The organism is Streptomyces sp. NBC_00597 (assembly GCF_041431095.1).
Classification (GTDB): Bacteria; Actinomycetota; Actinomycetes; order Streptomycetales; family Streptomycetaceae; genus Streptomyces.
In genome coordinates, this window is the sequence record NZ_CP107757.1 from 3,854,871 (window position 1) to 3,876,194 (window position 21,324).

A 21,324-nucleotide genomic window follows, 5' to 3' on the forward strand; every position below is an offset into this window, starting at 1 on the left:
GCGGGGGCCTGGATCAGCCGAGTTTGACGTTGTCGACGGTCCAGAACCAGTTGTTGCTGCCGGTGTAGCGGAAGCGGATCTGGACGTCGGTGGCGCCGGCCGGGACCTGGAGGGCCAGGGACTCGGCCTTGGCGACCGCGTCGGCGGTGTAGCTCTTGACGACGGTGGGCGTACCGCCGTTGTAGGAGACCAGGACCTGGGCGCTCTGGCCGGCCTCGTGGCGGTAGTGCGTCTGGAAGGTCAGGTTCTTCGTGGTGCCGCCGGTCACGGCCCACTGGGGAGTGATCAGGGTGGAGTCGTATGAGCCGGTGTGGGACTTGTCGTCCCACTCGTCGGAGTCGGCGACGGCGAACACGTCACGGGAGCGGACGTTCAGCTCGCGCCACTGGTCGCGCTGGGACTGGCTCCAGAACTCGTCGGTCGCGAAGGCCCAGCCGGCCCATTCGGTGACACCGCCCGTGCCCGTCTTGGAGTTGTCGACGGACCAGCCGGCCGGCGGGGTGTGCGTGAAGCCCTTGACGCCTGCGGGGATGCCCGTCTCGTCCACGCGGCCCTGGAGGCTCGGCCGCAGGGTGTCGAACGGGTCGTTGTCGTCGGGGGCGCCCAGCGGGACGCCGTCGATCGCGGAGCCGGCGTCGACGCCGACCTGGGCGAGCGCGGTGGCCGCCACGTCGACGAGCTTGACGTCGGTGCGGACCGAACCGGCCGGGATGCCCGCGCCCTTGGCGATGACGAAGGTGCCGCGCTCTTGGATGGAGGAGCCGCCGTGGCCGCCGGCGTCGGTGTGCCCGTGGTCGGTGGTGACCAGGATCTTCCAGTTCTCCTGGGCGTACGTGGGGCGGTTCTGCACGGCGGTGAGCAGCTGGCCGACCATCGTGTCGACGCGGCCGATGGCGTCGAGGTACTGCTGGCTGGCGGCTCCGTAGGAGTGCCCGGCCGAGTCGACCTGGCCGAGGTAGACGAAGGAGGCGTCCGGGTTCTGGCCCTGGAGTTCGGCGGAGGCCGCGGCGGCGATCTTCGGGTCCTCGGTGCCGTAGCCGTCGCGGTCGCCCTTGAGGCTGAGGCGCTTGTCGACCTTGGCGGAGAAGACCGGGCCGTTCTGGTCGGTGGAGGTGAGCGGTTCCCAGTCGGCGGCCGCGTACGTGTTGAGCGCCGGCTTGGCGTTCTCGATGCGGGTCAGGAAGTCCGGGTAGGCCGTGAAGTTCTTGCCTGTGAAGGAGTTGTCCTTCACGCCGTGCTTGTCGGGCCAGACGCCGGTGGCGATGGTGGACCAGCCAGGGCCCGAGGAGGTGGCGGCCATGGGGTTGGCGTACAGGGTGCTCTTGGCGGTGAGCCCCTGGGCCATCAGGCCGTTCAGGTTGGGGGCGTTGGCGGCCTTGACGCGGTCGAGGACCACGCCGTCGATGCCGATGACGAGGACCTTGTCGGTGGTGGCGGCCGCTGCGGCGGTGGCGGTGTGGGTGCCGAGCGCGGTGGCGAGCAGGGCCGTGGCGGTGGCGGTCACGGCGAGGGCGCGTCCTGACAGGACAGTGGGCACGTACTCCTCCGGGAGTAATCGTGGGAACGGCGCTGGTGGACATGCGCCGGGTCCGGACCGAAGGTGCGGTCTTCGGTCCAGACCCGTTATGCAAGCGTCACTTTCCTGGACGGGAGTGACCAGGAGGCAACCAATCAGCTTCCGGTTGCCGACTTCCACGCGTCGACGTAGCCCGCGAGGTTCTTGTCGATGTCCGCCCAGTCCGGCTCGAAGACCTCGACGCCCGTCATCAGCTTGGTGAGTTCGACGGCGTTGGCGTCGGTCGGCTTGACGTCGGTGCTCGCGGGGAAGCCACCGCCGACCTCGCTGACCCGCTTCTGGGCGTCCTCGCTGAGCAGGTAATCGAGGAGCTTCTTGCCGTTCTCGGTGTGCGGGGCCTTGTCCACCAGGCCGGCCGCGTACGGCAGGGCGAAGGTGGTCGGCTTGCCGCCGTCCTTGGCGGGGAACCAGATGCCCAGGTTGGGCATGGACTTGGACTGCGCGAAGTTCATCTGGACGTCGCCGTTGGCGACGAGCAGCTCGCCCTTGTCGGTCTTCGGCGCGAGCTTGCTGGTGGAGGAGGACGGGCCGACGTTGTTGGTCTGGAGCTTCTTCAGGTACTCCATCGCCGCCTCCTTGCCGCCGAAGTCGTGCATCGACTTGACGAGGACGGCGGTGCCGTCGCCCGCGACGCCCGGGGTGGAGTACTGGAGCTTGCCCTTGTACTCGGCGTCCAGCAGCTCCTCCCAGGTCTTGGGGGCGTCGGTGAGCTCCTTCTTGTTGTAGACGAAGCCGAAGTAGTTGTTGACGACCGAGGTCCACTTGCCGTTGGCGGCCTTGTTCGCGCCGTTGACCTTGTCGGATCCCTGCGGCTTGTACTCCTGGAGCAGGCCCTTGCCGTCCGCCTGCTGGATGAACGGCGGCAGGGTCACCAGTACGTCGGCCTGGGTGTTGGTCTTCTCGCGGACGGCGCGCTGCACCATCTCGCCCGAGCCGCCCTCCACGTACTTGACCTGGATGCCGGTCTTCTTCGTGAAATCGGCGAAGACCTTGTCGTACCAGCCGTCGCCCTTGTCGCTCTTGAGCCCGTCGGCGCTGTAGACGGTGACGACCTTCTCGCCGCCCGCCTTGGAATCGGCGGCGGAGGAGCCGCCGCAGGCGGTGAGGCCCGCGGCGAGGGCGAGGCTGCCGGTGGCGGCGGCCGTGGTGCGCAGGACGGTACGGCTCACGGGGGTTCTGGACATGGAACTTCCTTACGGGAAAAAGGGAGTCAGCGGTAGGAGGCTCTGGTGCGGATGCGGGAGACGGCCAGGAGGACCAGGAGGGTGGCGGCCATCAGGACCACGGCGACGGCGGAGCCGCCGAACAGCGAACCGCGGTCGGTGGCGGTGAAGATCCGGACCGGGAGGGGCATCCAGTCCGGCGGGTAGAGCATCATCGTGGCGCTCAGCTCGCCCATGGACAGGGCGAAGCAGAGTCCGGCGGCCGCGGTGAGGGACGGCAGCAGGAGGGGGAGCTTGACCCGCCACAGGACGTACGCGGGGCCGGCGCCCAGGGAGGCCGCCGCCTGTTCGTACGCGGGGTCGAGACGAACGATGGCGGCCGAAACCGACTGGTGGGCAAACGCCGTGACAAGAATCGTGTGCGCCAGGATCACGATTGAGCTGGTGCCGTTGAGCAGCAGCGGGGGCTTGCTGAAGGCGACCAGCACGGCGAGCCCGACGACCACGGACGGCACGGCGACGGGCAGCATGAACAGGGCGTCCAGGGTCCGCTTTCCGCGCCGTTTCAGCCCGGCGGCGGCCAGCGCGGCCCAGGTGCCCACGGTGAGCGCGAGCAGGCTCGCGACGAGGGCGGTCACCAGCGAGGTGGTCAGCGCCCGGAGGGATTCGCCCTGCACGGCGGAAGCGTAGTTCGTGGTGGTCGGGCCGGAGGGGAAGGCCCCCGACCAGTGGGTGGCGAAGGACGCGGCGACCACGACGAGCAGGGGCAGGGCGAACAGGGGCAGGAAGAAGAGGCCGAACAGGGCCCAGGCGGCCCAGCGGCCGGTCCGGCTATGCACCAGCACGCTTGCTCACCACCCGGTAGAGGCCGAACAGGCCTACGGAAATCGCGATGTTGACGACGGCGACCACACAGGCGGCCGAGTAGTCGGATTCGAGGATCGCCTTGCCGTAGACGAGCATCGGGAGCGTGGTGACGTCCTTGGCTCCGGTGAACAGGACGATCCCGAACTCGTTGAGGCACATCACCAGGACCAGGCTGCCACCGGCGGCGAGCGCCGGGAGGGCCTCGGGGAGGATCACCTGCCGGATGATCCGGGCGGGCTTCGCGCCGAGCGAGGAGGCCACCTCCAGCTGGGCGGTGTCCAGTTGGGAGAACGCGGCGAGCAGCGGGCGCATGACGAAGGGCGTGAAGTACGTGATCTCCGCGAGCAGTACGCCCCACGGGGTGGTGAGGAAGTGGAAGGGCCCGTCGGCGGCGCCGGTCACGTCGGTCCAGACCCCGTTGGCCATGCCGGCCGTGCCGTAGATGAAGAGGAGGGCCAGGGTGATGAGGAAGGAGGGGAAGGAGAGGAAGACGTCGATGAACTTCGCGACGGCCCTGGCCCCGGGGAAGGGGACGAAGGCGATGACCAGCGCGAGCGCGAAGCCGAGGAGGAGGCAGCCGACGGTGGCCCCCGCGGCCAGCCAGACCGTGGTGCCGAGCGCCTCGCGGAAGGCGTGGGAGCGGAAGACGGAGGCGTACGCGTCGAAGGCGCCGCCGCCGTTCTCGGGGGTGAGGGACTGCTGGACGACCAGGGCGAGGGGATAGAGGAAGACCAGCGCCAGCACGGCCACGGGCGGTACGGACCACAGCCAGCCGGGCACGGTACGGGCCCCCTGCGGAGTGCGGGAGCCGGACGGAGTGCGGGAGCCGGACGGAGTGGCGCGGTGTTCGGGGGTGGTTTCGTCACCGACCGCGGTGCCGTTGCGCGGGCGGCGGCCGGACGGCGCGGGCGCTTGCGACGCCGCGGCGGGAACGCCCTGCGGGGTGCCCTGCGTGGCGTCGGTGTGCTCCGGAGCCCGGGTGCCCGGTAGGTGCACCGTTCGCCGCCCGTCCAGGCGCGGGGCGTCAGTCATCCGACACCCCTGCGGCCAGCAGCACGGCGTCCCGCGGTTCGAAGTGCAGCGTCACCCGGTCGCCCAGCGCGGGGGTCTCGCGCAGTTCCGGCAGATCGGCCTTGATCCGGTGGCCCTCGACGTCGACGTACAGCCGGTGCGTCGAGCCCCGCCACTGCACCTCGGAGATCGTGCCGGTCAGCGCGTTGGGCCCGGCCCCGAGGCCGAGCAGGTGCGGCCGCACGCACAGGGTCGCGCTCGCGCCGGGGACGGCGCGCCCGCGGTCCAGTTCCAGGGGCCGGCCCGCGAAGAGCGCCCCGGAGTCGGCGACCGTCACCGGCAGCAGGTTGGCGTTGCCGACGAACGATGCGGTGAACTCGGTGCGCGGCGCCCGGTACAGCTGCTGCGGAGTGCCGCAGTCCTGGAGCCGGGCCTTGTCCATGACCGCGATCCGGTCGGCGAGCGTCAGCGCCTCCACCTGGTCGTGCGTGACGTACAGGATCGATACGTCGGGCAGCTCCCGGTGCAGCCGGGCCAGTTCGGCGAGCATCCCGGAGCGCAGCTGCGCGTCGAGCGCGGACAGCGGCTCGTCGAGCAGGAGCACCCCGGGCCGGATCGCCAGGGCGCGGGCGATCGCCACGCGCTGCTGCTGCCCGCCCGAGAGCTCGCGCGGGTAGCGCCGGGCGTACGCCGCCATCCCGGTCATCTCCAGGGCCTCGCCGACGCGCCCGGGTATCTCTGCCTTGGGGGCCTTCTGCGCCTTGAGGCCGAACGCCACGTTGTCCTCCACCCGCATGTGCGGGAAGAGCGCGTACTGCTGGACGACCGTGCCGATGCCGCGCTTGTGCGGCGGGAGCGCGGTGACGTCCCGGCCGCCGATCAGTATCCGGCCCGCGGCGGGCCGTACGAAACCGGCGACCGCGCGCAGCGCCGTGGTCTTCCCGGACCCGGAGGGGCCGAGCAGCGCCATGACCTCGCCGGGCTCGACGGTCAGGTCGAGCCGGTCCAGCACGGTGGCGGCGCCGTACGCGACGCTGACCCCCTCGAAGCGGATGCCGCTCACGCCGACTCCAGCAGGACCTGGGGCAGTTCGGCGATCGAGCCGAGGACGTGGGTGGCGCCGTGCTCGGTGAGCACCGCGCGGTCGTGGGCGCCGGTGAGGACGCCGGCCACGATCGCGGCGCCGGAGCGGCGGCCGCTGAGCATGTCGTAGGCGGTGTCGCCCGCGACCACGACGTCCCGTACGTCGTCGACGGCGCCGGTGCGCAGGAACGCGGCCAGCACCATGTCGGGGTGGGGCCGGCCGCGGCCGCCCGCGTCGGCGGGGCACAGGGTGAGGTCGGCCAGGCCCTGCCAGCCGAGGGCGTCGAGGATGGCGTCCTGGGTGACGCGGGCGAAGCCGGTGGTCAGGACGACGGTGCGGCCGTCGGCGCGGAACTTCTCGATGGTCTCGCGGGCGCCGGGGACCGGGGCGATGAGGCCACCGTCGACGAGCTCGCCGTACGCCTCTTCGAAGGCGGAGTTGGCGCGCCGGGCGAGCTCTTCCGTGCCGAAGAGGTGACGGAAGACGGAGATCTTCGACTCGCCCATGGTGTCGCGGACGTACTGGAGCTTGGCCTGGTGGTCGGCGGTGCCCGGTTCGACGCCGAGGCGTTCGGCGGCGCGCTCGAAGGCGCGCTCGACGAGGCCGCCGTCGGCGACGGTGGTGCCGGCCATGTCGAGGACGACCAGGTTGCGGGATGCGTTGGCGGGGTTGCTCATCTGTTTCACCAGCCCAGTTCGTTCGCGGTGGTCTCGGCTATGGCGGGCGAGCAGGTCATCCCGCGGCCGCCGGGTCCGGTCACCAGCCAGACGCCGTCGGCCACCTGCTGGCGGTGGACGACGCGGGCGGTGTCGGTGCATTGCGCGTACACGCCCGCCCAGCGGTGCCTGATCTTCGGCAGCGGGCGGCCCAGGAAGGCCTCGACGACCCCGGTGAGGTGCTCGTACGGGTCTTCGAGGGTGTCGAAGGCGAAGGGGTGCTCGTACTCGTGGGTGTCGCCGATGGTCAGCCCGCCGTCCTGGCGTTGGACCATCAGAAGCTGCATCTTGTGCGCGGCGGCGACCGGCGCCTGAGCCTGTTCGGCGTTGAGGACGTCGAGGGCATCGCCCCGGTAGGCGGGGTAGTAGCGGAAGCTGTCGGCGTCCGCGACGGAGGTGGTGAGCTCCTCGCCGAGCGGGGCGGTCTGCATCATCTGGAGCCGTACGCGGCGCACGGGCAGCTCGGGGGCCAGCTCGCGGACCAGTCCGGAAAGCCAGGCGCCGGTGGCGAGGACGACGGCGTCGCCCCGGTGGACGTCACCGTGGTCGTCGCGGACGGCTCCGTTGCCGACGACCTCGCGCACCTCCCGTCCGGGCAGGAAGGTGTACCGGCCGCTCGCCCGGAGGGCCTCGCGCAGGTGGAGCTGGGCGGTGCGCGGCTCGACGGCCGCGTCCCGCTCGCACCACAGGGCGGCCTCGAAGGCGCCGCGCAGGGCGGGGTTGATCTTCCGCGCCTGCTCGGCGGTGACCAGTTCGTAGCCCCGGGCGGCGGCGTCGGGGCGGGCAGCGGCCGCCTCGGCGACCGCGTACTCGCGGGCGTTGCGGACGGGGGTGAGGGAGCCGATCGCGCGGAAGCCCAGGCCGGGCACCTCCGCGCCGATCCGCTCCCAGAGCTCGCGGGCCCGCAGGGCGGTCTCCAACTCCTCGCCCCCGGCCCGTCCGCTGACCCAGATCTGGCCGAAATTGCGCAGTGACGCGCCGCGGGCCTCGGCCTCTCGCTCGATCTGGACGACCTCGTGGCCGCGTTCAACTGCTTGCCAGGCGTGCATGGTGCCGACCACGCCGCCTCCGACGACTATGACTCTCACGCGCTCCACGGTGGCCGCGGCCCGTGGACCGGGGGGATCGCGGCGGCAACGGGACGGTGAACAGCCCTCGACACTTGGCCTAGACCCGTTACCTCTTCGTGATCCGAATGCGTCGCCCGTACGTCCCTTTTCGGCGTCTTGGCGGGGATCCGCTCGGGCCTATCCGAGCCGCAGGTGGGTCGTGAAGCTGAACCGGTCACCACGGTAGAGCGAACGCACCCGCTCCAGGGGACGCCCGTCCTGGTCCCGCGAGAAACGGTGGATGAGCAGCATCGGCAGGGCCGGCGGGGTGCCGATCAGCAGGGCCTCGCGGGGGGTCGCCAGGACCGTCTCCAGCTTCTCGTCGGCGTCGCCGAACGAGATCCCGAGCCGGTCGAGGAGGTACCCGTAGAAGGACGAGTCCGGCGGGAACTCGCTGTCCAGGCGCGGTGCCCGCGCCACCCGGATGTACGTGCTCTCCAGACCCACCCGCTCGTCGTCGGCGAGCAGGACGCGCTCCAGGTGCCAGACGGGCTCGCCGGGCTCGGCGCCGATCCCCGGGGCCAGCTCGGGCGGGCAGGGGAACTGCTCCAGCCCGATGAGGTTGCGGCCGGGCCGGCGGCCCTGGCGGCGCACGCCCTCGGTGTAGCTCGCGAGCGACAGGGGCTGTTCGAGCTTCGGACCGGCGACGACGGTGCCCCGGCCGGAGCGGCGGAGCCGGCCCTCCAGCAGGAGCTCGCGCAGGGCCTGCCGTACGGTCTCGCGGGACACCTCGTACCGCTCGGCGAGATCCCGCTCGGTGGGGAGCAGGCCACCCTCGCCGAGGTCGTCGAGAAGGTCCGCGATCCGGGCCTTCACGGCGTAGTACTTGGGGATGCGGCCGTGCTCCGGGATACCGGAGCGCACGGGCCAGCCGGGGCGGTGGTGCAGGTTCTGTTCTTCCACCCTGGGACTGTACGCGGGCCGGGTGTACGGAGATCAGCGCGCGGGAGTACCGGGGGTGCGGGGGGCGGCGGGGGCGCCGGGGGTGAGCGGGGTGCCCGTCGTGCGCAGCCGCCGGGAGGCGAGCAGGAACCCGCCGCCGGTGACGAGGGCGGCGGCAGCTCCCGCGCCGAACGCCCAGTCGCGGGGGCCGGTGTGGGCGAGGGATCCGGCCGCGCCCGTCTCCTCCTTCTCCGCGCCCTCGACCGAGAAGAGGTACGCGCCGGCCTCACCGATCCAGTCGCCGTCGTCCCCCTTGCGCTGGACGAGTGCGGCATCGGCGACGACCTCCCCGGCGGGGGTGCCGGGGGCGAACGCCAGGTGGACCTTGACGGTCAGGGAGCCGCCGGCCCGGACGGCGAACCCGGAGAAGGCCTCGCCCCCGTCGAAGACGGCGATGATCTCGTCGCGGTCGCTCCGCTCCAGGCTGACCGGGAACGTCCCGCCGGGGGCCTCGAACTCCATCCGGAAGTGGGCGGGGAGCAGAGCGCGGGCCTTGTCCGTGAACACCACGACGGGGTGGATGGCCGTGCACTCGGAGTTCGTCGTGTTCGTGAGGTCCAGGAACCAGGTCTGCGGCCCCCCGCCCGTCCGGTACACCGCCGGGCCGCCGCGGATCCGCGCCCCGATGGGAAAGGCGCTGCTCTTCCCGTCCCCGCAGGTGGCCTCGATCCGGGACGGCAGCGCGGGCGCGGGCCGGGCACCGCCGCCGTTGCCGACGTCCGCGGCGGCGTTCGGCACGCAGACGGCGAGGGTGGCGGCCAGGACGGCGGAGTGGGCAAGGGCTTTGCGCAGTCGCATGGAAGACCTTCGCTTCGCTGCTCGCCGGACGGGACGGGACGATGGTCGGACGAGGCGACAATCACCCCGGCCTCCCCGCACCCTCCCACGCCCCCGCGACCCCCTCCGCCCGCCACGCCTGCCGGCCGCACCCCTTACGCCTGATCGGCCCCACGCCGCGGTCCAGCCGAGGTGGAGCGGCAGGACCGCCGCCCGCGCGCCGAGTTCGGCCGGCTCCGCGGCGGTCGGTGTCCGGCGGCCGGTACCGACCAGCAGTGCGTCCCGGTCGGTGAACGACCCGGGGAAGGCGGCCCCGGCGATCCGTTCCAACAGCGCGCGGGACCGGGCCAGGCCCTCCGGGGGCGGGGGCGGTGCGTCCGGGAGGTGTGCGGTCAGGTCCACCCCGCCGGCGAGGCGCCCGGCGGGGCCCTCAGCCCACGCGGCCGAAGAGCGGGGCCAGGGCCAGTTCCGCCGCGCCCTCGGCGACACCGTCCTCGGACGCGGCGACCTCCGGGATAGGGCCGCCCAGGGTGCGGGCCTCCAGGACGCGGCGGACGCCCCTCGTGAAGACCTCCGGTGCGGAGTCCACCACCCGTCCCCCCAGCCATACCCGGTCTACGTCCAGGAGCGCGACCACGTTCGCAGCGCCCTCACCCAGGATCCGCGCCGCCTCCTGGAGGTCCCCGCGGGCCACCGCCGTCAGGCACAGCACCTCCGCGCACCCGTGGCCTCCGCACCGGCAGGGCGGGCCGTCCAGCATCAGGACCTGGTGCCCGAACTCTCCCGCTGCGGACCGTTCCCCGCGGAAGACCTCGCCGCGCAGTCGGAGCCCGGCTCCCAGGCCGGTGCTCAGGTGCAGGTACAGGGAGGTTCCGACGGCTCGACGGCCGGGGACCGCGGCCCCCGCGTTGGTGTCCTTGTCCAGCACCACCGGCGGGGCGTCGGGCCCGAGCCGGTCCACCACCGCCTGCCGCATCGGGAACCCTTCCCACTCGGGGTATCCCGTCACCCGACCCAGTACGCCCGCCCGCCAGTCGAGCGGTCCCGGCGTGGCGACGCCCACGCCCAGCAGGGACCCTGCGCCGGCCTCCCCGCACAGCCGGTCCACGGCCCGTGCGACCTCGTCCGCGACGACGTCCGGTCCGGACGCGAAGTCCAGGGGGCCGCGGAACCGCTCGACGACGGTGCCCAGCATGTCCACCCGTACCGCCCGCATCTCGTCGCGGTCGGCGTGCACCCCGACGGCGTGCCGGGCGCCGGCGGCCAGCTGGAGCAGCGTCCGCGGCTTGCCCCCGGTGGACGCACCGCGGCCGGCCTCGGCGACGAGCCCCTCCGCACGCAGCCTCGCCGCGATCTTGCTGACGGCCTGCGGGGTGAGGCGCGTGAGGACGGCGAGATCGGTGCGGCCGAGGCCCTCGATGCCCGCTTCGCGCAGCAGGGCGAGGACGAGCGCGTCGTTGTGACCGCGCACCGCCGGTAGGTTCGCGCCGCTTCCGTTACTTCCACTGCCCCGGTCCACCTCTCCATTGTCCACCCTCCTTGCACTTAAGCAACACTGTTGCCAAAGTGGCTGCATGAACGCCTCCCCTTCCGCTTCCCCCACGCGGTCGAACGGCCCGCTCCGCGTAGGTCTCATCGGCTACGGACTCGCAGGCTCCGTCTTCCACGCACCGCTCGTCTCGGCCACCGACGGACTCGTCCTCGACACGGTCGTCACCTCCGACCCGAACCGGCAGGCCCAGGTGCGCGAGGCGTACCCGGACATCCGGATCGTGAGCACCACGCAGGAGCTCTGGGACCTCACCCCGGCGCTCGACCTGGTCGTCATCGCCTCCCCCAACAAGACCCACGTCCCGCTCGCCACGGCCGCGCTGAACGCCGGCGTCCCGGTCGTCGTGGACAAGCCGCTCGCCGCCACCGCCGCCGAGGCCCGACAACTCGCCGCCCTCGCCGACGAGACCGGCACCTTCCTGTCCGTGTTCCAGAACCGCCGTTGGGACAACGACTTCCTCACCCTGCGCCGCCTCATCGCGGACGGCGAGCTCGGCGAGGTCCAGCGCTTCGAGTCACGGTTCGAGCGGTGGCGCCCGCAGCTCAAGGGCGGCTGGCGCGAGTCCGGGGCCCCGGAGGAGATCGGCGGCCTGCTGTACGACCTCGGCAGCCACGTCGTCGACCAGGCGCTGGTGCTGTTCGGCCCGGCCGTGCGCGTGTACGCGGAGACCGATGTGCGCCGCCCGGGCGCCGAGGCGGACGACGACACCTTCATCGCCGTCACGCACGCGAACGGCGTCCGCTCCCACTTCTACGTCAGCGCGACCACCGCACAACTGGGTCCGCGCTTTCGGGTACTGGGCTCCCGGGCGGGCTACGTGAAGTACGGACTCGACCCGCAGGAGGCGGCCCTGCGCGACGGGCAGCGGCCGGACGGCGAGAGCCCGTGGGGCGAGGAGCCCGAGCACCTGTGGGGCCGGGTGGGCTCCGGCGAGTCCCCGCTGACCGGTGGCGGGGCCCCGGTGCCGACGGTGCCGGGCGACTACCCCGCGTACTACGCGGCGGTGGCGGCGGCCCTGCGCGAGGGCGGCCCGGCTCCGGTCACCGCGCACGAGGCGGCGCAGTGCCTGGAGGTGCTGGAGGCGGCGCGGACGTCGTCCCGGGACGGGGTGACCGTGGAGCTGAACCCCGCCTTGTCCTGAAAATGGACAGTTTGAGGGTCGTGGGCGATCTATCCTGCACAGGCTGTTGATCATCATGCGTGTGAAGAATGGAATCCGTCTGTGAAGCTGCCCCGGATCGCATCGGTCGTCGCCACCGCCGCGATAGCCCCGGCCGTCCTGCTCGCGTCGCCCGCCTTCGCCACCGACGCCCCGTCGGCGGGCGCACCGGCCGCGTCGACCGTGCCGGACCTGCCCGCGGGCCGCGCCGAGTTCCTGGGGACCGGGCAGTTCGCGGCACGCGACAAGGACAAGGCCGCCGGGCAGACCAGCACCGGCGCGACCTCGGCCGGCAACACCCACCTGAGCGCGGCAGGCGGTTCGGCCGCGCTCGCGAGCACGGGCGGCGGGTCCGCGACCGCTCTGATCGCGGGCGGCAGCGCCGCCGCACTGGGCGCCGGCGCCGGCCTGATCTACGCCAACCGCCGTCGCCGCGCGGCCTCGAAGAGCTGAGCGCCGAGCACGCAACGGGGCGGGCCGCCCTTCGACGGTCCCGCCCCGCACCTCAGCGCCGCTGCCCCTCGCTACGCGCTCTTGAACTCCTGGCGCTGGCGGCCGAGGCCCTCGATCTCCAGCTCCACGACATCACCGGCGCGCAGGTACGGCTTCGGCTCGGGCTGGCCCATGGCCACGCCGGCCGGGGTGCCGGTGACGATGACGTCGCCCGGGTACAGGGTCATGAACTGGCTCAGGTACCGGACGACCTCGCCGACCGGGAAGATCTGGTCGGCGGTGTTGCCGTCCTGCTTGAGCTCGCCGTTGACCCACAGCTCCACGTCCAGGGCCTGCGGGTCCGCGACCTCGTCGGCGGTGACCAGCCACGGGCCCAGCGGGGTGAACGTCTCGCAGTTCTTGCCCTTGTCCCAGGTGCCGCCGCGCTCGATCTGGAACTCGCGCTCCGATACGTCGTTGACCAGTGTGTAGCCGCCCACGTGGGCCAGGCCCTCCGCGGCGGAGGACAGGTAGCGGGCGGTGCTGCCGATGACGACGCCGAGCTCGGCCTCCCAGTCGGTCTTCACGCTGCCGCGCGGGATCAGCACGGTGTCGTCCGGGCCGACCACGGTGTCCGTGGCCTTGAGGAACAGGATGGGCTCGGCCGGCGGCTCCGCACCGATCTCGGCCGCGTGCCCGAAGTAGTTCAGCCCGATGCCCACGATCTTGCCGATCCGGCCGACCGGCGAACCGATCCGCAGGCCCTCCGCGTCCAGGGCCGGGAGCCCGCCGGTCGCCGCCGCGTCCCGTACCCGGGACAGTACGGAGTCGTCGGCGAGCAGGGCGCCGTCCACATCCGTGATCAGGCCGGACAGGTCGCGCAGGATCCCGTCCTGGTCGAGCAGCGCGGGGCGCTCCGCCCCGACCGGTCCGACACGCAGCAGCTTCATGGGCATTCTCCCGTGGTCGTGGGTGGTCGGCCCATGGGCGTGCCCGGGCCTGCCGATGGGTTGCGGCCATCGGAGAATTGGTTGATCCTCCAAGATGGTCGCCCAATCCGCAAGACCCTGTTCACAGGCTGGAACGCTCGCGCTCCTGCGCCGCCTCCTTGCGGTGCTGGAGCCAGGCCCGCTCCGCCACGGACCACGCGGTGGTGGTCACCAGGTACAGCCCGGCGGCCAGCGGCACCACGGCCGCCGTGATCAGCGACCCGAACGACAGCAGCGGCAGTACGCCGCCGATCTTGCGCACCATCTCCTGCTGTTCGGCGCTCATCTCGGCGGCGACCGCGGGCTTGCCCTTGGCCCCGGGCTTGCCCTTGGCCCGGGACGTGGCCGGTAGGGCCTGCACGGGAGCCGCGGCGGCCGCGCGCCGCCCTCGTACGGCACTCCACGCGGCGACCGCGGCGATGGCCGCGAACAGCCCCAGGAACACCAGCCCCTGCGCTCCGAGGAGGCCGCCCGCTCCGAGGGCATCGCTCCAGCGGGCCCCGAGCGGCGCGGCGAACAGCCGGTGGTCCAGCAGCTCGCCGGAGGAGGAGAAGGCCCGGTACATGAGGAAGAACACCGGCAGCTGGAGCAGCACGGGCAGGATGCCGGCCAGCGGGGTGGCACCGCGGAACGCGGCCCGGTTCAGCGGATGCAGGGCGAGCCGTACGAGCACGGTGAACAGCACGATCGCGGCAGCGGTCGCGGCCTCGGCCAGTACGGGCTCCAGGAGCCGGCCCAGCTCGGCAACGAGAGAGGTGAAAACGGACACGGTGGCCCTCCGAAGGGTCTCGTCGAACGTCGAAAGAACTGCATTTCGGCGCGACGACCCACGAGGGGCGCGACTACTCGCGACAACAAAGGAAGGAAGGGGCGCCCCTACGCGGCCGTCGGAACGAGACGACCGGGCGCCCTGGGCCGCGACCGGCCCGAGGCATCGGGATCACGCTGCGGCAGGAACGCCGTGCGCTGCTCGCGATCACGGATCGCGGTGCGTATGCGGTGGGGAGGCACGGGCCGTACGAGTCGGGCGGCCAGGGCCGCGGCGCCCATGGCGACGGTGGTGGCGAGGACGCCCACGACGGCGCCCAGCCCGCTGCCCGGCTCCCCCGCGGACATCCCGAGGAGCGCGAGGAGCCCGAGGACCCCGGCGAACAGCAGCAGGGGCATCAACAGCCGCCCACGGTCGTGCCGAGCCATGCGGTGCCCCCCTTCCCAAGATCGGTTGCCTACCGAAGACAAGAACGCGGGCTATCGCCTGATGGTTCCCCACACCACGAGCCGGTTTGTGGAGGTGTACTCGGGCGTGCAGGTGGTGAGCGTGATGTACGCGCCGGGCTCGTCGTACCCGTACTCCGGCCGGACCGTACTGCGGGGCACGGGCGCGATCACCCCGGTGTCCCGCGCACTGGTCTCCGGAAGGACCTTCCCCACCACGTAGGTGTACCGCCGCCCCCGTACGTCGACGGTCAGCTCGTCCCCGGCCCGCAACCGGTTGATGTACCGGAACGGCTCGCCGTGGGTGTTGCGGTGCCCGGCGAGCGCGAAGTTCCCCTCCGCCCCGGGCTGCGCGGTCCCGGGGTAGTGCCCGACGTACCCCTTGTCCAGCACGGCCCGCTTGTCGACGCCCTGCGCGACGGGCACGACGACCCCGAGCCGGGGGATCCGCAGGACCCCGTACGCCGACTCCTGCGCGGGCGGCGGGTCGGCGGCGGGGCGGGCGGGACCGACGGACGAACCGGATGAGCCGGACGGCACGGAAGGCGCCCCGGAGGACGACTCGGAGGGCGACGGTGAAGGCGGCCCGGCGGGCCCGGAAGGTACGGCGGGCGACGCAGCGGGGAGCGTCCACTCCCTCTCCAGTGCCCGGACCTGCTCGTGCGCGGCGGCGAGGGCCTGCCGGTTGGTCCACCACACCTGGTGCACCACCAGCAACAACACCACCACGCCCACCGTGACGATCAGTTCGGCGGCGCCCCACAGCACCCCGGCGAGACCGGCCCGGCGCCCCCGCCGGTCACCCCCCTGCACCACCACACGCATGTGATCCCGCACGGGCCGCACCTTAAGACCTCCCCCGTCAACAGACCAGCCGCAGTACGGTGTGAACCATGCGCCCTGACACGCCTGCCGAGCACATCGCCGAAGCCGAGCGCCTCATCCGCACGGCGACCCGTTACCCCGAGGACCAGGAGCCCTTGCTCCTCCAGGCCGCGGCCCACCTCGAACTGGGTGACGCCCGGGAACGCGCCAGCGCGCTGTACGACCAACTCCTCGCCGCCTCGCCCGCCGATCCGCACCTGATCAAGGCGCTCCAGGCGGCGAACCTGTGGGAGTACGGCCACGAGCCCGAGGCCCGCGCCCTCATCCAGGGCATCCGAGCGGCCGCGCCCGCGGACCCGGCGCCCTGGGAAGTCATCGCGGAAGCCCTCGAAGCACACGACGAGTTGACCGCTTCCGAGGAGTGCTTCACCCAGGCGGCCACCCTGCTCATCACGGAGGACACCCCGCTCACCCCGGCCACCACGGCCCTGCTGACCGGCCGGCACCGGGTGCGCCGCCTCCTCGGACTCCCCCACGACGACTGGGACATGGTCGCCGACACCCGCCACATCGGCCCGATCCCGCTGGACGAGCTCCACGACCCCAAGCGCATCTGGGCCCTCGGCTCCGACGACCCGGCCGAGCTCCGCGCCGAGATCGCCCGCCTGCGAGCCGAACTGGGCGACCGCCGCGCCGCCCTGTCCCGCCCCTTCCCGGTGGCCATCCTCCACTGGCCCGCCCGCGAACTGGCCGAACTCCTCACCTCTTACCCCACCCTGGCGGCGGAATACCCCTCGCACGCGGCACACCTCACGCACATCGAGGCGTCCCTGCGCGCCCTGGCGGCCTCGGGCACGACGAACCTCGGCATCGTGACGGCGAGCGTCCCGTCGTACGAGGCCTTCGCGGCATCCGAGAAGACCTCGCCGGCCTCCCCCTCGCTCCTCCCCGAATACGCAACGACCCTGGCAGCCCGCGGCAAGGCCACGTCCTGGCCCCCCACCCCCAACTCCCCCTGCTGGTGCACCTCGACGAAGCCCTACTCGGAGTGCCACGGCCAGGTCGCCGACTGATCGGTCACGCCGCCGGAAGCTCCAATTGCACATGGCCGCGGGCCAGGGCTGCGGGTGGGGTGGGGCGCGTCGTGGTGAGGGCGAGGAGGGTGCGGAGGGCTGCGATGACCTGGCCGGGGCTCTCGCGGATCATCAACGGGGTCGCGCTGACCACCAGGACGCCTTGGGACTCCAGGCGCAGGCGGCGCCGGAGGGTGGCGTGCCAGGCGTCGCGCGTGTAGTGGTACTCCGCCGAGTCGATCTCCAGGGCCACGCCCTCGTCCGGCCAGTACGCGTCCGGGCTGGCCAGGAAGCTGCCGTCCGGGGTGTAGAGGCGGGCGTTCCACAGCGGGGTCGGCAGGTCCGTCGCCGTGAGGGTGTCCCGGGCCAGGGCCTCGGCGATCGAGCGGACCCCGGCGACGAGCTCCGACGCGGCGGCACGGATCTCCGGGCGGGTGAGGAGCCGGGCCGCGCGGAGCTCGGCGTGCAGGTCCTGCGGGTGGCACCAGCCCGCCTGGACGACACGGGCCAGCGTCGAGCGGATCCGCACCGGATCCGCCGCTCGGGAGGCGAAGTCGGCCGCCGCGGGCACCGGGCGGGTGCTCGGGATACCGGAGACCGTCATGGTGCGCGGCCAGCGGGCGGTGGCCAGCGGGCGCACCTCCGGGGTGCCGGTGAGTCGACGCGGGGCGCGGACCAGGACGTCGGCGGGGGTGTGCGGGACGTCGCGGACGCCGAGGAGGGCCAGGGCGGCGCTGCCGGTGAGGACGGCGGTGTCGCCGGACAGCGGGTCCGCGGTGGGCTCGGCGGCGTACAGGACGGCGGCGAGGGCGCGTTGACGGTGGTCCGGGGGGCCGGTCTGCAGGAGGTAGACCCGGGGCAGTAAGCGTGGCCAGGGCCCGCCCGGGCGGGTGCGGGAGGTGATCGTGCCGTCCGGGATCCCGGACGCGGTGAGCTGGTGGCGGGTGGCGGGTGGCGGGTGGCGGGTGGCCAGGTTGAGTTGCCTGCGCAGCAGCGGCTTCGGTGTGATCATGCCGCGGGGCGCGATCGGCGGGAACTCCTAGCGGCCCGGGTGGTCCGGGGACAGGAAGACGATCACCCCCGTCTGCGTGCCGGGCAGGGAGGTGACCTCGTGCCAGCCCAAACGCCGGTACGTGGCCACCGTGTCGATGGCCAGCCGGGACGTCAGCAGCCAGGCCCGCCGGTCCGGGGCGTCGGCGGTGATCTCGGTGAGCAGGGCCCGGCCGGTGCCGTGGCCGCGCGCGTAAGGGCGCACGGCGAGTTCGTCTATCTCCAGCGCGCCGGTGAGGAGTTCCCGTACCCGCTGCGGGCCGAGCTGCGCCGAGACCTGGGCGTATCCGCGGTCCTTGGGGAAGGTGGCCGGGGTGAGCCAGGCGGTGGCGAAGCCGTCGATACCGGCCGCGGACTGGGCGAGAGCCGTACGGAAACCACGGCGTCGGCTGTCGGCCTGGAGGCGGACCGAGAATTGGCGAATGGTTTCTTCGTCCTCGTTCCACGGCGGGGCGGAGAAGACGTCGGCATAGGCGTCGACCAGTTCGTCCACGAGGTCGAGGACGGCCCGTCCGTAGCAGATCACAATGTCCGAACTCCTCTTTTTCCCGTTTGGGGTGGGAGAGTCAATTTATGCCGGTCCGGTTGCCGGGGCGCGTATCGCACGGATCCGGCGAGTGTGCGACAAATCCCCTCCCCGCCCTCCGTGTCGGGGGACGGCGGAGCGCGTTGAGCAGCCCGTGGACAGACTGCTTCGGGCCGCCGGCCGGTGCGTGCTCGCCTTCCTCCTCGTCCTGGGCGTGGTGGCACTGCTGCCGCGCGCCGTACAGGACGCCGTACCGGACGGTGTGATCGGCGGGGCCGTGTTCGTTCTCGGGGCGCTGGGTGCCCGCCGGGTGGCCAAGGGCCCGCGTTAGCCTCGTAGTAAGACAAGTGGTTCAGACGACTTCAGGAGTTGGGCATGGTGCGCGTACCGAGTTCCGCAGTGGCGGCCGCCGGACTGGTCGGCGGATACGCCGTCGCCCGGTGGACCAAGAAGCGCCCGCTGGGCGGTGTCGTGCTCGGCGCCGCCGGGCTGGCCGCCGGGCGGGAATGGCACCGCCGTGGCGGCGTCCCCGCGGCGGCCGGGCTCGGCGCGCTGTACCTCGCCGGCTTCGCGGGCTCGCATCCGCTGGCCAAGAAGGTCGGGGCCTGGCCGGCCGTCCTGGGAGCCGCCACCGTGGTGGCGGCCGCTTCCTGGGCCGTCGCCGACCGCGGCTGAGCCGGACCGCGGGCCGGGCCGGGCCGGAGTGCGGCCCGGCCCGCGAACCGGGCTGGGCTACGCGCCGAAGGCCTGGGACAGGGTGTAGATCAGCAGACCCGCCAGGGCGCCGACCACCGTGCCGTTGATGCGGATGAACTGGAGGTCCCGGCCGATGTGGGCCTCGATCTTCCGCGACGTGTGCTCCGCGTCCCACCCGGCCACCGTGTCCGTGATCAGCGAGATGACCTCGGCCCGGTAGGTGGTCACCACGTACACCACCGCGCCCTCCATCCAGCCCTCCACCTTGTCCTGGAGCCGGCCGTCCGTGGCCAGTCGCGCCCCCAGCGACAGCAGCGACGACCGGACCCGCAGCCGCAGCTCGCTCTGCTCGTCCTCCGCCGCCGAGATGATCATCGACCGGATCGCGGTCCACGCGGAGGCGATCACGTCCTGGACCTCCCCGCGCTGGATGATCTCCGACTTCAACCGCTCCACCCGTGCCCGGGTGTCCGTGTCCGACTGGAGGTCGGCCGCGAAGTCCGCCAGGAACCGGTCCACCGCCCCGCGCGCCGGGTGCTCCGGCATGTCCCGCATCTCCGTCAGGAAGCGGAGCAGTTCCTTGTAGACGCGCTCGCCGACCTTGCGGTCCACGAACCGCGGGGTCCAGCCGGGCGCGCCGCCCTGGACCGCTCCCATCACCGAGTCCCCGTGCGTCACCAGCCAGTCGTGGGCCTTGACGCAGACGAGGTCGACGACGCGGCGGTGCCCGCCGTCCGCGACGACCCGCTCCAGGGTCTTGCCGATCCCGGGCGCGATCTCGGCGGTCTCGGCCCGCCGGGTGATGACCTCCCCGACGACGGCCTGGACATCGGAGTCGCGCAGCACGGTCAGGGCTCCGCGCAGTGCGGTGGCCAACTCGGCCGTGACGCGGTCGGCGTGCGCGGGCTCGGCCAGCCAGGCGCCGAGGCGGGCGCCGATGCCGAGGGCGTGGAGGCGGGCACGGACCACGTCCGGGGAGAGGAAGTTCTCCCCGACGAACTCCCCGAGGGAGACGCCTAGCTGGTCCTTCTTGGTCGGGATGATCGCGGTGTGCGGGATGGGCAGGCCGAGGGGCCGCCGGAACAGTGCGGTCACGGCGAACCAGTCCGCGAGCGCGCCGACCATGCCGGCCTCGGCGGCGGCCCGGACGTAGCCGGCCCAGGCGCCGGCCCCGGTGTGCTCCGCCCAGGTGGTCAGTACGTAGACCAGCGCGACCAGGGCCAGCAGGCCGGTGGCGGTCGTCTTCATGCGGCGGACGCCGCGGCGGCGCTCCTCGTCGGCCTCGCTGAACACGAAGCCGCCAGGACTGGTCCCCGTGATGCGGTTGTCCACGTGCTCCTCCCTTCCCCCGAGCGCCGGGTTTGTCTGCATAGCATCCGACTCCCCGGAGCCCCGAGGAGTTCCCGGCGCGCCGATTTCCTCCCGCGCCCAGCGGCTGCGCCGCCCGTACCGCACCGACCGGGGCGCGGGAGGCCACCCACTCCACCCAGGCCCGTCGAGCCAGCGCAAGGCCCCGGCACGCCCCTGCGACGAGCCCATGCGGCACGCCCGGGCGGCGGGCCTGGACAGCGGGCCCGAGCGGCGGGCCCGAGCAGCCAGCCCAAGCGGCACGGCCAGGCAGCCGGCCCAGGCAGCCGGCCCAGGCGGCAGGCCCATGCGACCCCGGCAGAGGCCCGGGCAGCCGACCCAGGCAGAGGCCGGGCAGCGGGCTCCGGCGGAGCTCCGACCCATCCCCGACCGCGGTTCCAGCACGGCTCAAGCGCCGGCTCCGGCCCGGCTCCCGGCTCCTACAGCTCCTTGCGGAGGTTGGGGCGGGTGCCCTTGACGGGTTTGGGGGTCTTGGGCGGCTTCACCTTGACCTCCACGCCGCCCCAGAAGGCCAGGCCCGTCACGACCACCCTCGGCGCGCCCGGGGCGGGCGGGCCCGGAGTGGCGCGTTGGTCGAAGGCGCCCATGAAGCCGAAGCCCCGGACGTCCACATCCACGCCCGGCGGGATGGTGATCTCGATGCCGCCCATGATCGCGACGCAGTTGATGACCACCTCCCGCTCCGCGAAGTTCGCCTCGCGCAGGTCGAGCTCGCCGCTGCCCCAGAACGCCACCGCGTCGAGGCGGGCGGGCACCGTCCAGTTGCCCTTGCGCTGGAAGGAAGACATCACCGCCACCGCCGCCGAAGAGGACGCCGGCACCCCCGCGCCGCCGATCCGCGACGGCCACGAGCCGTCCGCAGGCACCGGGGCGGCCGCCCCGACCGGCATCGGCGCCCCGCCGGGCGCCGGCAGGTCCAGGGTCAGTGGCTCCAGTTCCGCGTACGTCTTCGACGTGTACGCGACCTCCAGCCGCTCCTCGAACTCCTCCATGTCGATCCGGCCCTCGGCGACGGCGTCCCGCAGACGCTCCACCACCCGTTCGCGGTCGGCGTCCGACGCCCTCAACTCCGGCAACGGCTTCTCCGGCCGCTCGTCAGTCATGGGGAACAGCCTATGCAGCCACGCAAGGGAGTTGTATGGCCCAACCCCTGCCCGGACCCCCGCTCGCCCCTGATTTATCCCTGGTCCCCGA

The 21,324-nt window shown here is 72.8% G+C and carries 23 protein-coding genes and 1 pseudogene; 5 read left to right on the top strand and 19 right to left on the bottom strand.

The features are described 5' to 3' along the window. Window positions 1-13 precede the first annotated feature (13 nt). From OG974_RS17175 to OG974_RS17225, 11 genes and pseudogenes are all read right to left on the bottom strand, one after another. The gene (locus OG974_RS17175; protein WP_327283585.1) at window positions 14-1,537 is read right to left on the bottom strand and encodes an alkaline phosphatase family protein; all 1,524 of its coding nucleotides are present in this window, start codon (window positions 1,535-1,537) and stop codon (window positions 14-16) included. Window positions 1,538-1,671: 134 nt separating this feature from the next. Beyond that, entirely contained in the window at window positions 1,672-2,760 is a 1,089-nt protein-coding gene (locus tag OG974_RS17180; protein WP_328762866.1) for a 2-aminoethylphosphonate ABC transporter substrate-binding protein, read from the bottom strand. 26 nt (window positions 2,761-2,786) lie between these two features. Next, window positions 2,787-3,584, bottom strand: a complete 798-nt coding sequence (locus tag OG974_RS17185; RefSeq protein WP_327283587.1) for an ABC transporter permease subunit — start codon at window positions 3,582-3,584, stop codon at window positions 2,787-2,789. After that, window positions 3,571-4,638, bottom strand: coding sequence for a 2-aminoethylphosphonate ABC transporter permease subunit (locus tag OG974_RS17190; protein WP_327283588.1), 1,068 nt, complete (start codon window positions 4,636-4,638; stop codon window positions 3,571-3,573). The genes OG974_RS17185 and OG974_RS17190 overlap by 14 nt, the downstream gene beginning before the upstream one ends. Then, entirely contained in the window at window positions 4,631-5,680 is a 1,050-nt protein-coding gene (locus OG974_RS17195) for an ABC transporter ATP-binding protein (protein ID WP_328762868.1), read from the bottom strand. Before OG974_RS17195 ends, OG974_RS17190 begins: the two co-directional genes overlap by 8 nt. Continuing rightward, complete coding sequence (locus OG974_RS17200) at window positions 5,677-6,378, bottom strand: phosphonatase-like hydrolase (protein ID WP_328762869.1); 702 nt, start codon at window positions 6,376-6,378, stop codon at window positions 5,677-5,679. The genes OG974_RS17195 and OG974_RS17200 overlap by 4 nt, the downstream gene beginning before the upstream one ends. A gap of 5 nt (window positions 6,379-6,383) precedes the next feature. Then, complete coding sequence (locus OG974_RS17205) at window positions 6,384-7,505, bottom strand: TIGR03364 family FAD-dependent oxidoreductase (RefSeq protein ID WP_327283591.1); 1,122 nt, start codon at window positions 7,503-7,505, stop codon at window positions 6,384-6,386. Between the two features lie 159 nt (window positions 7,506-7,664). Continuing rightward, window positions 7,665-8,429 carry a GntR family transcriptional regulator gene (locus OG974_RS17210; protein WP_371643644.1) on the bottom strand — a complete coding sequence of 255 codons (765 nt, stop codon included), beginning with the start codon at window positions 8,427-8,429 and terminating at the stop codon, window positions 7,665-7,667. A 33-nt stretch (window positions 8,430-8,462) separates the two neighbouring features. Next, window positions 8,463-9,266: a hypothetical protein gene (locus OG974_RS17215; protein ID WP_329316559.1), complete on the bottom strand. Its 804-nt coding sequence runs from the start codon at window positions 9,264-9,266 to the stop codon at window positions 8,463-8,465. 165 nt (window positions 9,267-9,431) lie between these two features. Continuing rightward, window positions 9,432-9,647, bottom strand: a pseudogene (locus tag OG974_RS17220) (maleylpyruvate isomerase); the annotation flags it as partial. A 28-nt stretch (window positions 9,648-9,675) separates the two neighbouring features. After that, window positions 9,676-10,716, bottom strand: coding sequence for an ROK family protein (locus tag OG974_RS17225; protein WP_327283593.1), 1,041 nt, complete (start codon window positions 10,714-10,716; stop codon window positions 9,676-9,678). 103 nt (window positions 10,717-10,819) lie between these two features. Between OG974_RS17225 and OG974_RS17230 the strand changes: the two genes are divergently transcribed. Continuing rightward, window positions 10,820-11,938: a Gfo/Idh/MocA family oxidoreductase gene (locus OG974_RS17230; RefSeq protein WP_327283594.1), complete on the top strand. Its 1,119-nt coding sequence runs from the start codon at window positions 10,820-10,822 to the stop codon at window positions 11,936-11,938. A gap of 81 nt (window positions 11,939-12,019) precedes the next feature. Further along, the gene (locus OG974_RS17235; RefSeq protein ID WP_328762872.1) at window positions 12,020-12,409 is read left to right on the top strand and encodes an LAETG motif-containing sortase-dependent surface protein; all 390 of its coding nucleotides are present in this window, start codon (window positions 12,020-12,022) and stop codon (window positions 12,407-12,409) included. A 71-nt stretch (window positions 12,410-12,480) separates the two neighbouring features. Here the strand turns inward: OG974_RS17235 and OG974_RS17240 are convergent, their stop codons facing one another. The 4 genes from OG974_RS17240 to OG974_RS17255 all read right to left on the bottom strand — a co-directional run bounded on the left by OG974_RS17240 (window position 12,481) and on the right by OG974_RS17255 (window position 15,417). Beyond that, a complete protein-coding gene (locus OG974_RS17240; protein WP_327283596.1) occupies window positions 12,481-13,338 on the bottom strand; it encodes a fumarylacetoacetate hydrolase family protein in 858 nt (285 codons plus the stop codon). Between the two features lie 121 nt (window positions 13,339-13,459). Beyond that, the gene (locus tag OG974_RS17245) at window positions 13,460-14,146 is read right to left on the bottom strand and encodes a YidC/Oxa1 family membrane protein insertase (protein WP_371643647.1); all 687 of its coding nucleotides are present in this window, start codon (window positions 14,144-14,146) and stop codon (window positions 13,460-13,462) included. Window positions 14,147-14,253: 107 nt separating this feature from the next. Continuing rightward, window positions 14,254-14,574 (bottom strand): DUF6412 domain-containing protein, encoded by a 321-nt coding sequence (locus OG974_RS17250; RefSeq protein WP_371643649.1) that lies wholly within the window; start codon window positions 14,572-14,574, stop codon window positions 14,254-14,256. 51 nt (window positions 14,575-14,625) lie between these two features. Beyond that, window positions 14,626-15,417, bottom strand: coding sequence for a class E sortase (locus OG974_RS17255; RefSeq protein ID WP_327285657.1), 792 nt, complete (start codon window positions 15,415-15,417; stop codon window positions 14,626-14,628). Window positions 15,418-15,485: 68 nt separating this feature from the next. Between OG974_RS17255 and OG974_RS17260 the strand changes: the two genes are divergently transcribed. After that, complete coding sequence (locus OG974_RS17260) at window positions 15,486-16,490, top strand: SEC-C domain-containing protein (protein ID WP_327283598.1); 1,005 nt, start codon at window positions 15,486-15,488, stop codon at window positions 16,488-16,490. Window positions 16,491-16,494: 4 nt separating this feature from the next. On the opposite strand, the gene OG974_RS17265 is transcribed toward OG974_RS17260, so the two are convergent. Together OG974_RS17265 and OG974_RS17270 are read right to left on the bottom strand one after the other, a co-directional pair. Beyond that, window positions 16,495-17,502 (bottom strand): hypothetical protein, encoded by a 1,008-nt coding sequence (locus OG974_RS17265; RefSeq protein WP_371643651.1) that lies wholly within the window; start codon window positions 17,500-17,502, stop codon window positions 16,495-16,497. 27 nt (window positions 17,503-17,529) lie between these two features. Further along, entirely contained in the window at window positions 17,530-18,066 is a 537-nt protein-coding gene (locus OG974_RS17270) for a GNAT family N-acetyltransferase (RefSeq protein ID WP_327283601.1), read from the bottom strand. 154 nt (window positions 18,067-18,220) lie between these two features. Between OG974_RS17270 and OG974_RS17275 the strand changes: the two genes are divergently transcribed. Both OG974_RS17275 and OG974_RS17280 read left to right on the top strand, forming a co-directional pair. Continuing rightward, on the top strand, window positions 18,221-18,397 hold the full coding sequence (locus OG974_RS17275; RefSeq protein ID WP_327283602.1) for a hypothetical protein: 177 nt from the start codon (window positions 18,221-18,223) through the stop codon (window positions 18,395-18,397). 44 nt (window positions 18,398-18,441) lie between these two features. Then, on the top strand, window positions 18,442-18,741 hold the full coding sequence (locus OG974_RS17280; RefSeq protein WP_327283603.1) for a hypothetical protein: 300 nt from the start codon (window positions 18,442-18,444) through the stop codon (window positions 18,739-18,741). 57 nt (window positions 18,742-18,798) lie between these two features. On the opposite strand, the gene OG974_RS17285 is transcribed toward OG974_RS17280, so the two are convergent. Beyond that, window positions 18,799-20,133 carry a DUF445 domain-containing protein gene (locus OG974_RS17285; RefSeq protein ID WP_371643653.1) on the bottom strand — a complete coding sequence of 445 codons (1,335 nt, stop codon included), beginning with the start codon at window positions 20,131-20,133 and terminating at the stop codon, window positions 18,799-18,801. 416 nt (window positions 20,134-20,549) lie between these two features. Beyond that, the gene (locus OG974_RS17290; RefSeq protein WP_327283605.1) at window positions 20,550-21,233 is read right to left on the bottom strand and encodes a DUF1707 domain-containing protein; all 684 of its coding nucleotides are present in this window, start codon (window positions 21,231-21,233) and stop codon (window positions 20,550-20,552) included. Between the last annotated feature and the right edge of the window lie 91 nt (window positions 21,234-21,324).

What these genes read in the sequence shown, in the direction of transcription:
- OG974_RS17180 (WP_328762866.1), bottom strand. Translation starts at nt 2,760, where the DNA reads ATGTCCAGAACCCCCGTGAGCCGTACCGTCCTGCGCACCACGGCCGCC.
- OG974_RS17190 (WP_327283588.1), bottom strand. Translation starts at nt 4,638, where the DNA reads ATGACTGACGCCCCGCGCCTGGACGGGCGGCGAACGGTGCACCTACCG.
- OG974_RS17200 (WP_328762869.1), bottom strand. Translation starts at nt 6,378, where the DNA reads ATGAGCAACCCCGCCAACGCATCCCGCAACCTGGTCGTCCTCGACATG.
- OG974_RS17215 (WP_329316559.1), bottom strand. Translation starts at nt 9,266, where the DNA reads ATGCGACTGCGCAAAGCCCTTGCCCACTCCGCCGTCCTGGCCGCCACC.
- OG974_RS17230 (WP_327283594.1), top strand. Translation starts at nt 10,820, where the DNA reads ATGAACGCCTCCCCTTCCGCTTCCCCCACGCGGTCGAACGGCCCGCTC.
- OG974_RS17240 (WP_327283596.1), bottom strand. Translation starts at nt 13,338, where the DNA reads ATGAAGCTGCTGCGTGTCGGACCGGTCGGGGCGGAGCGCCCCGCGCTG.
- OG974_RS17250 (WP_371643649.1), bottom strand. Translation starts at nt 14,574, where the DNA reads ATGGCTCGGCACGACCGTGGGCGGCTGTTGATGCCCCTGCTGCTGTTC.
- OG974_RS17255 (WP_327285657.1), bottom strand. Translation starts at nt 15,417, where the DNA reads ATGCGTGTGGTGGTGCAGGGGGGTGACCGGCGGGGGCGCCGGGCCGGT.
- OG974_RS17260 (WP_327283598.1), top strand. Translation starts at nt 15,486, where the DNA reads ATGCGCCCTGACACGCCTGCCGAGCACATCGCCGAAGCCGAGCGCCTC.
- OG974_RS17265 (WP_371643651.1), bottom strand. Translation starts at nt 17,502, where the DNA reads ATGATCACACCGAAGCCGCTGCTGCGCAGGCAACTCAACCTGGCCACC.
- OG974_RS17280 (WP_327283603.1), top strand. Translation starts at nt 18,442, where the DNA reads ATGGTGCGCGTACCGAGTTCCGCAGTGGCGGCCGCCGGACTGGTCGGC.
- OG974_RS17285 (WP_371643653.1), bottom strand. Translation starts at nt 20,133, where the DNA reads ATGCAGACAAACCCGGCGCTCGGGGGAAGGGAGGAGCACGTGGACAAC.
- OG974_RS17290 (WP_327283605.1), bottom strand. Translation starts at nt 21,233, where the DNA reads ATGACTGACGAGCGGCCGGAGAAGCCGTTGCCGGAGTTGAGGGCGTCG.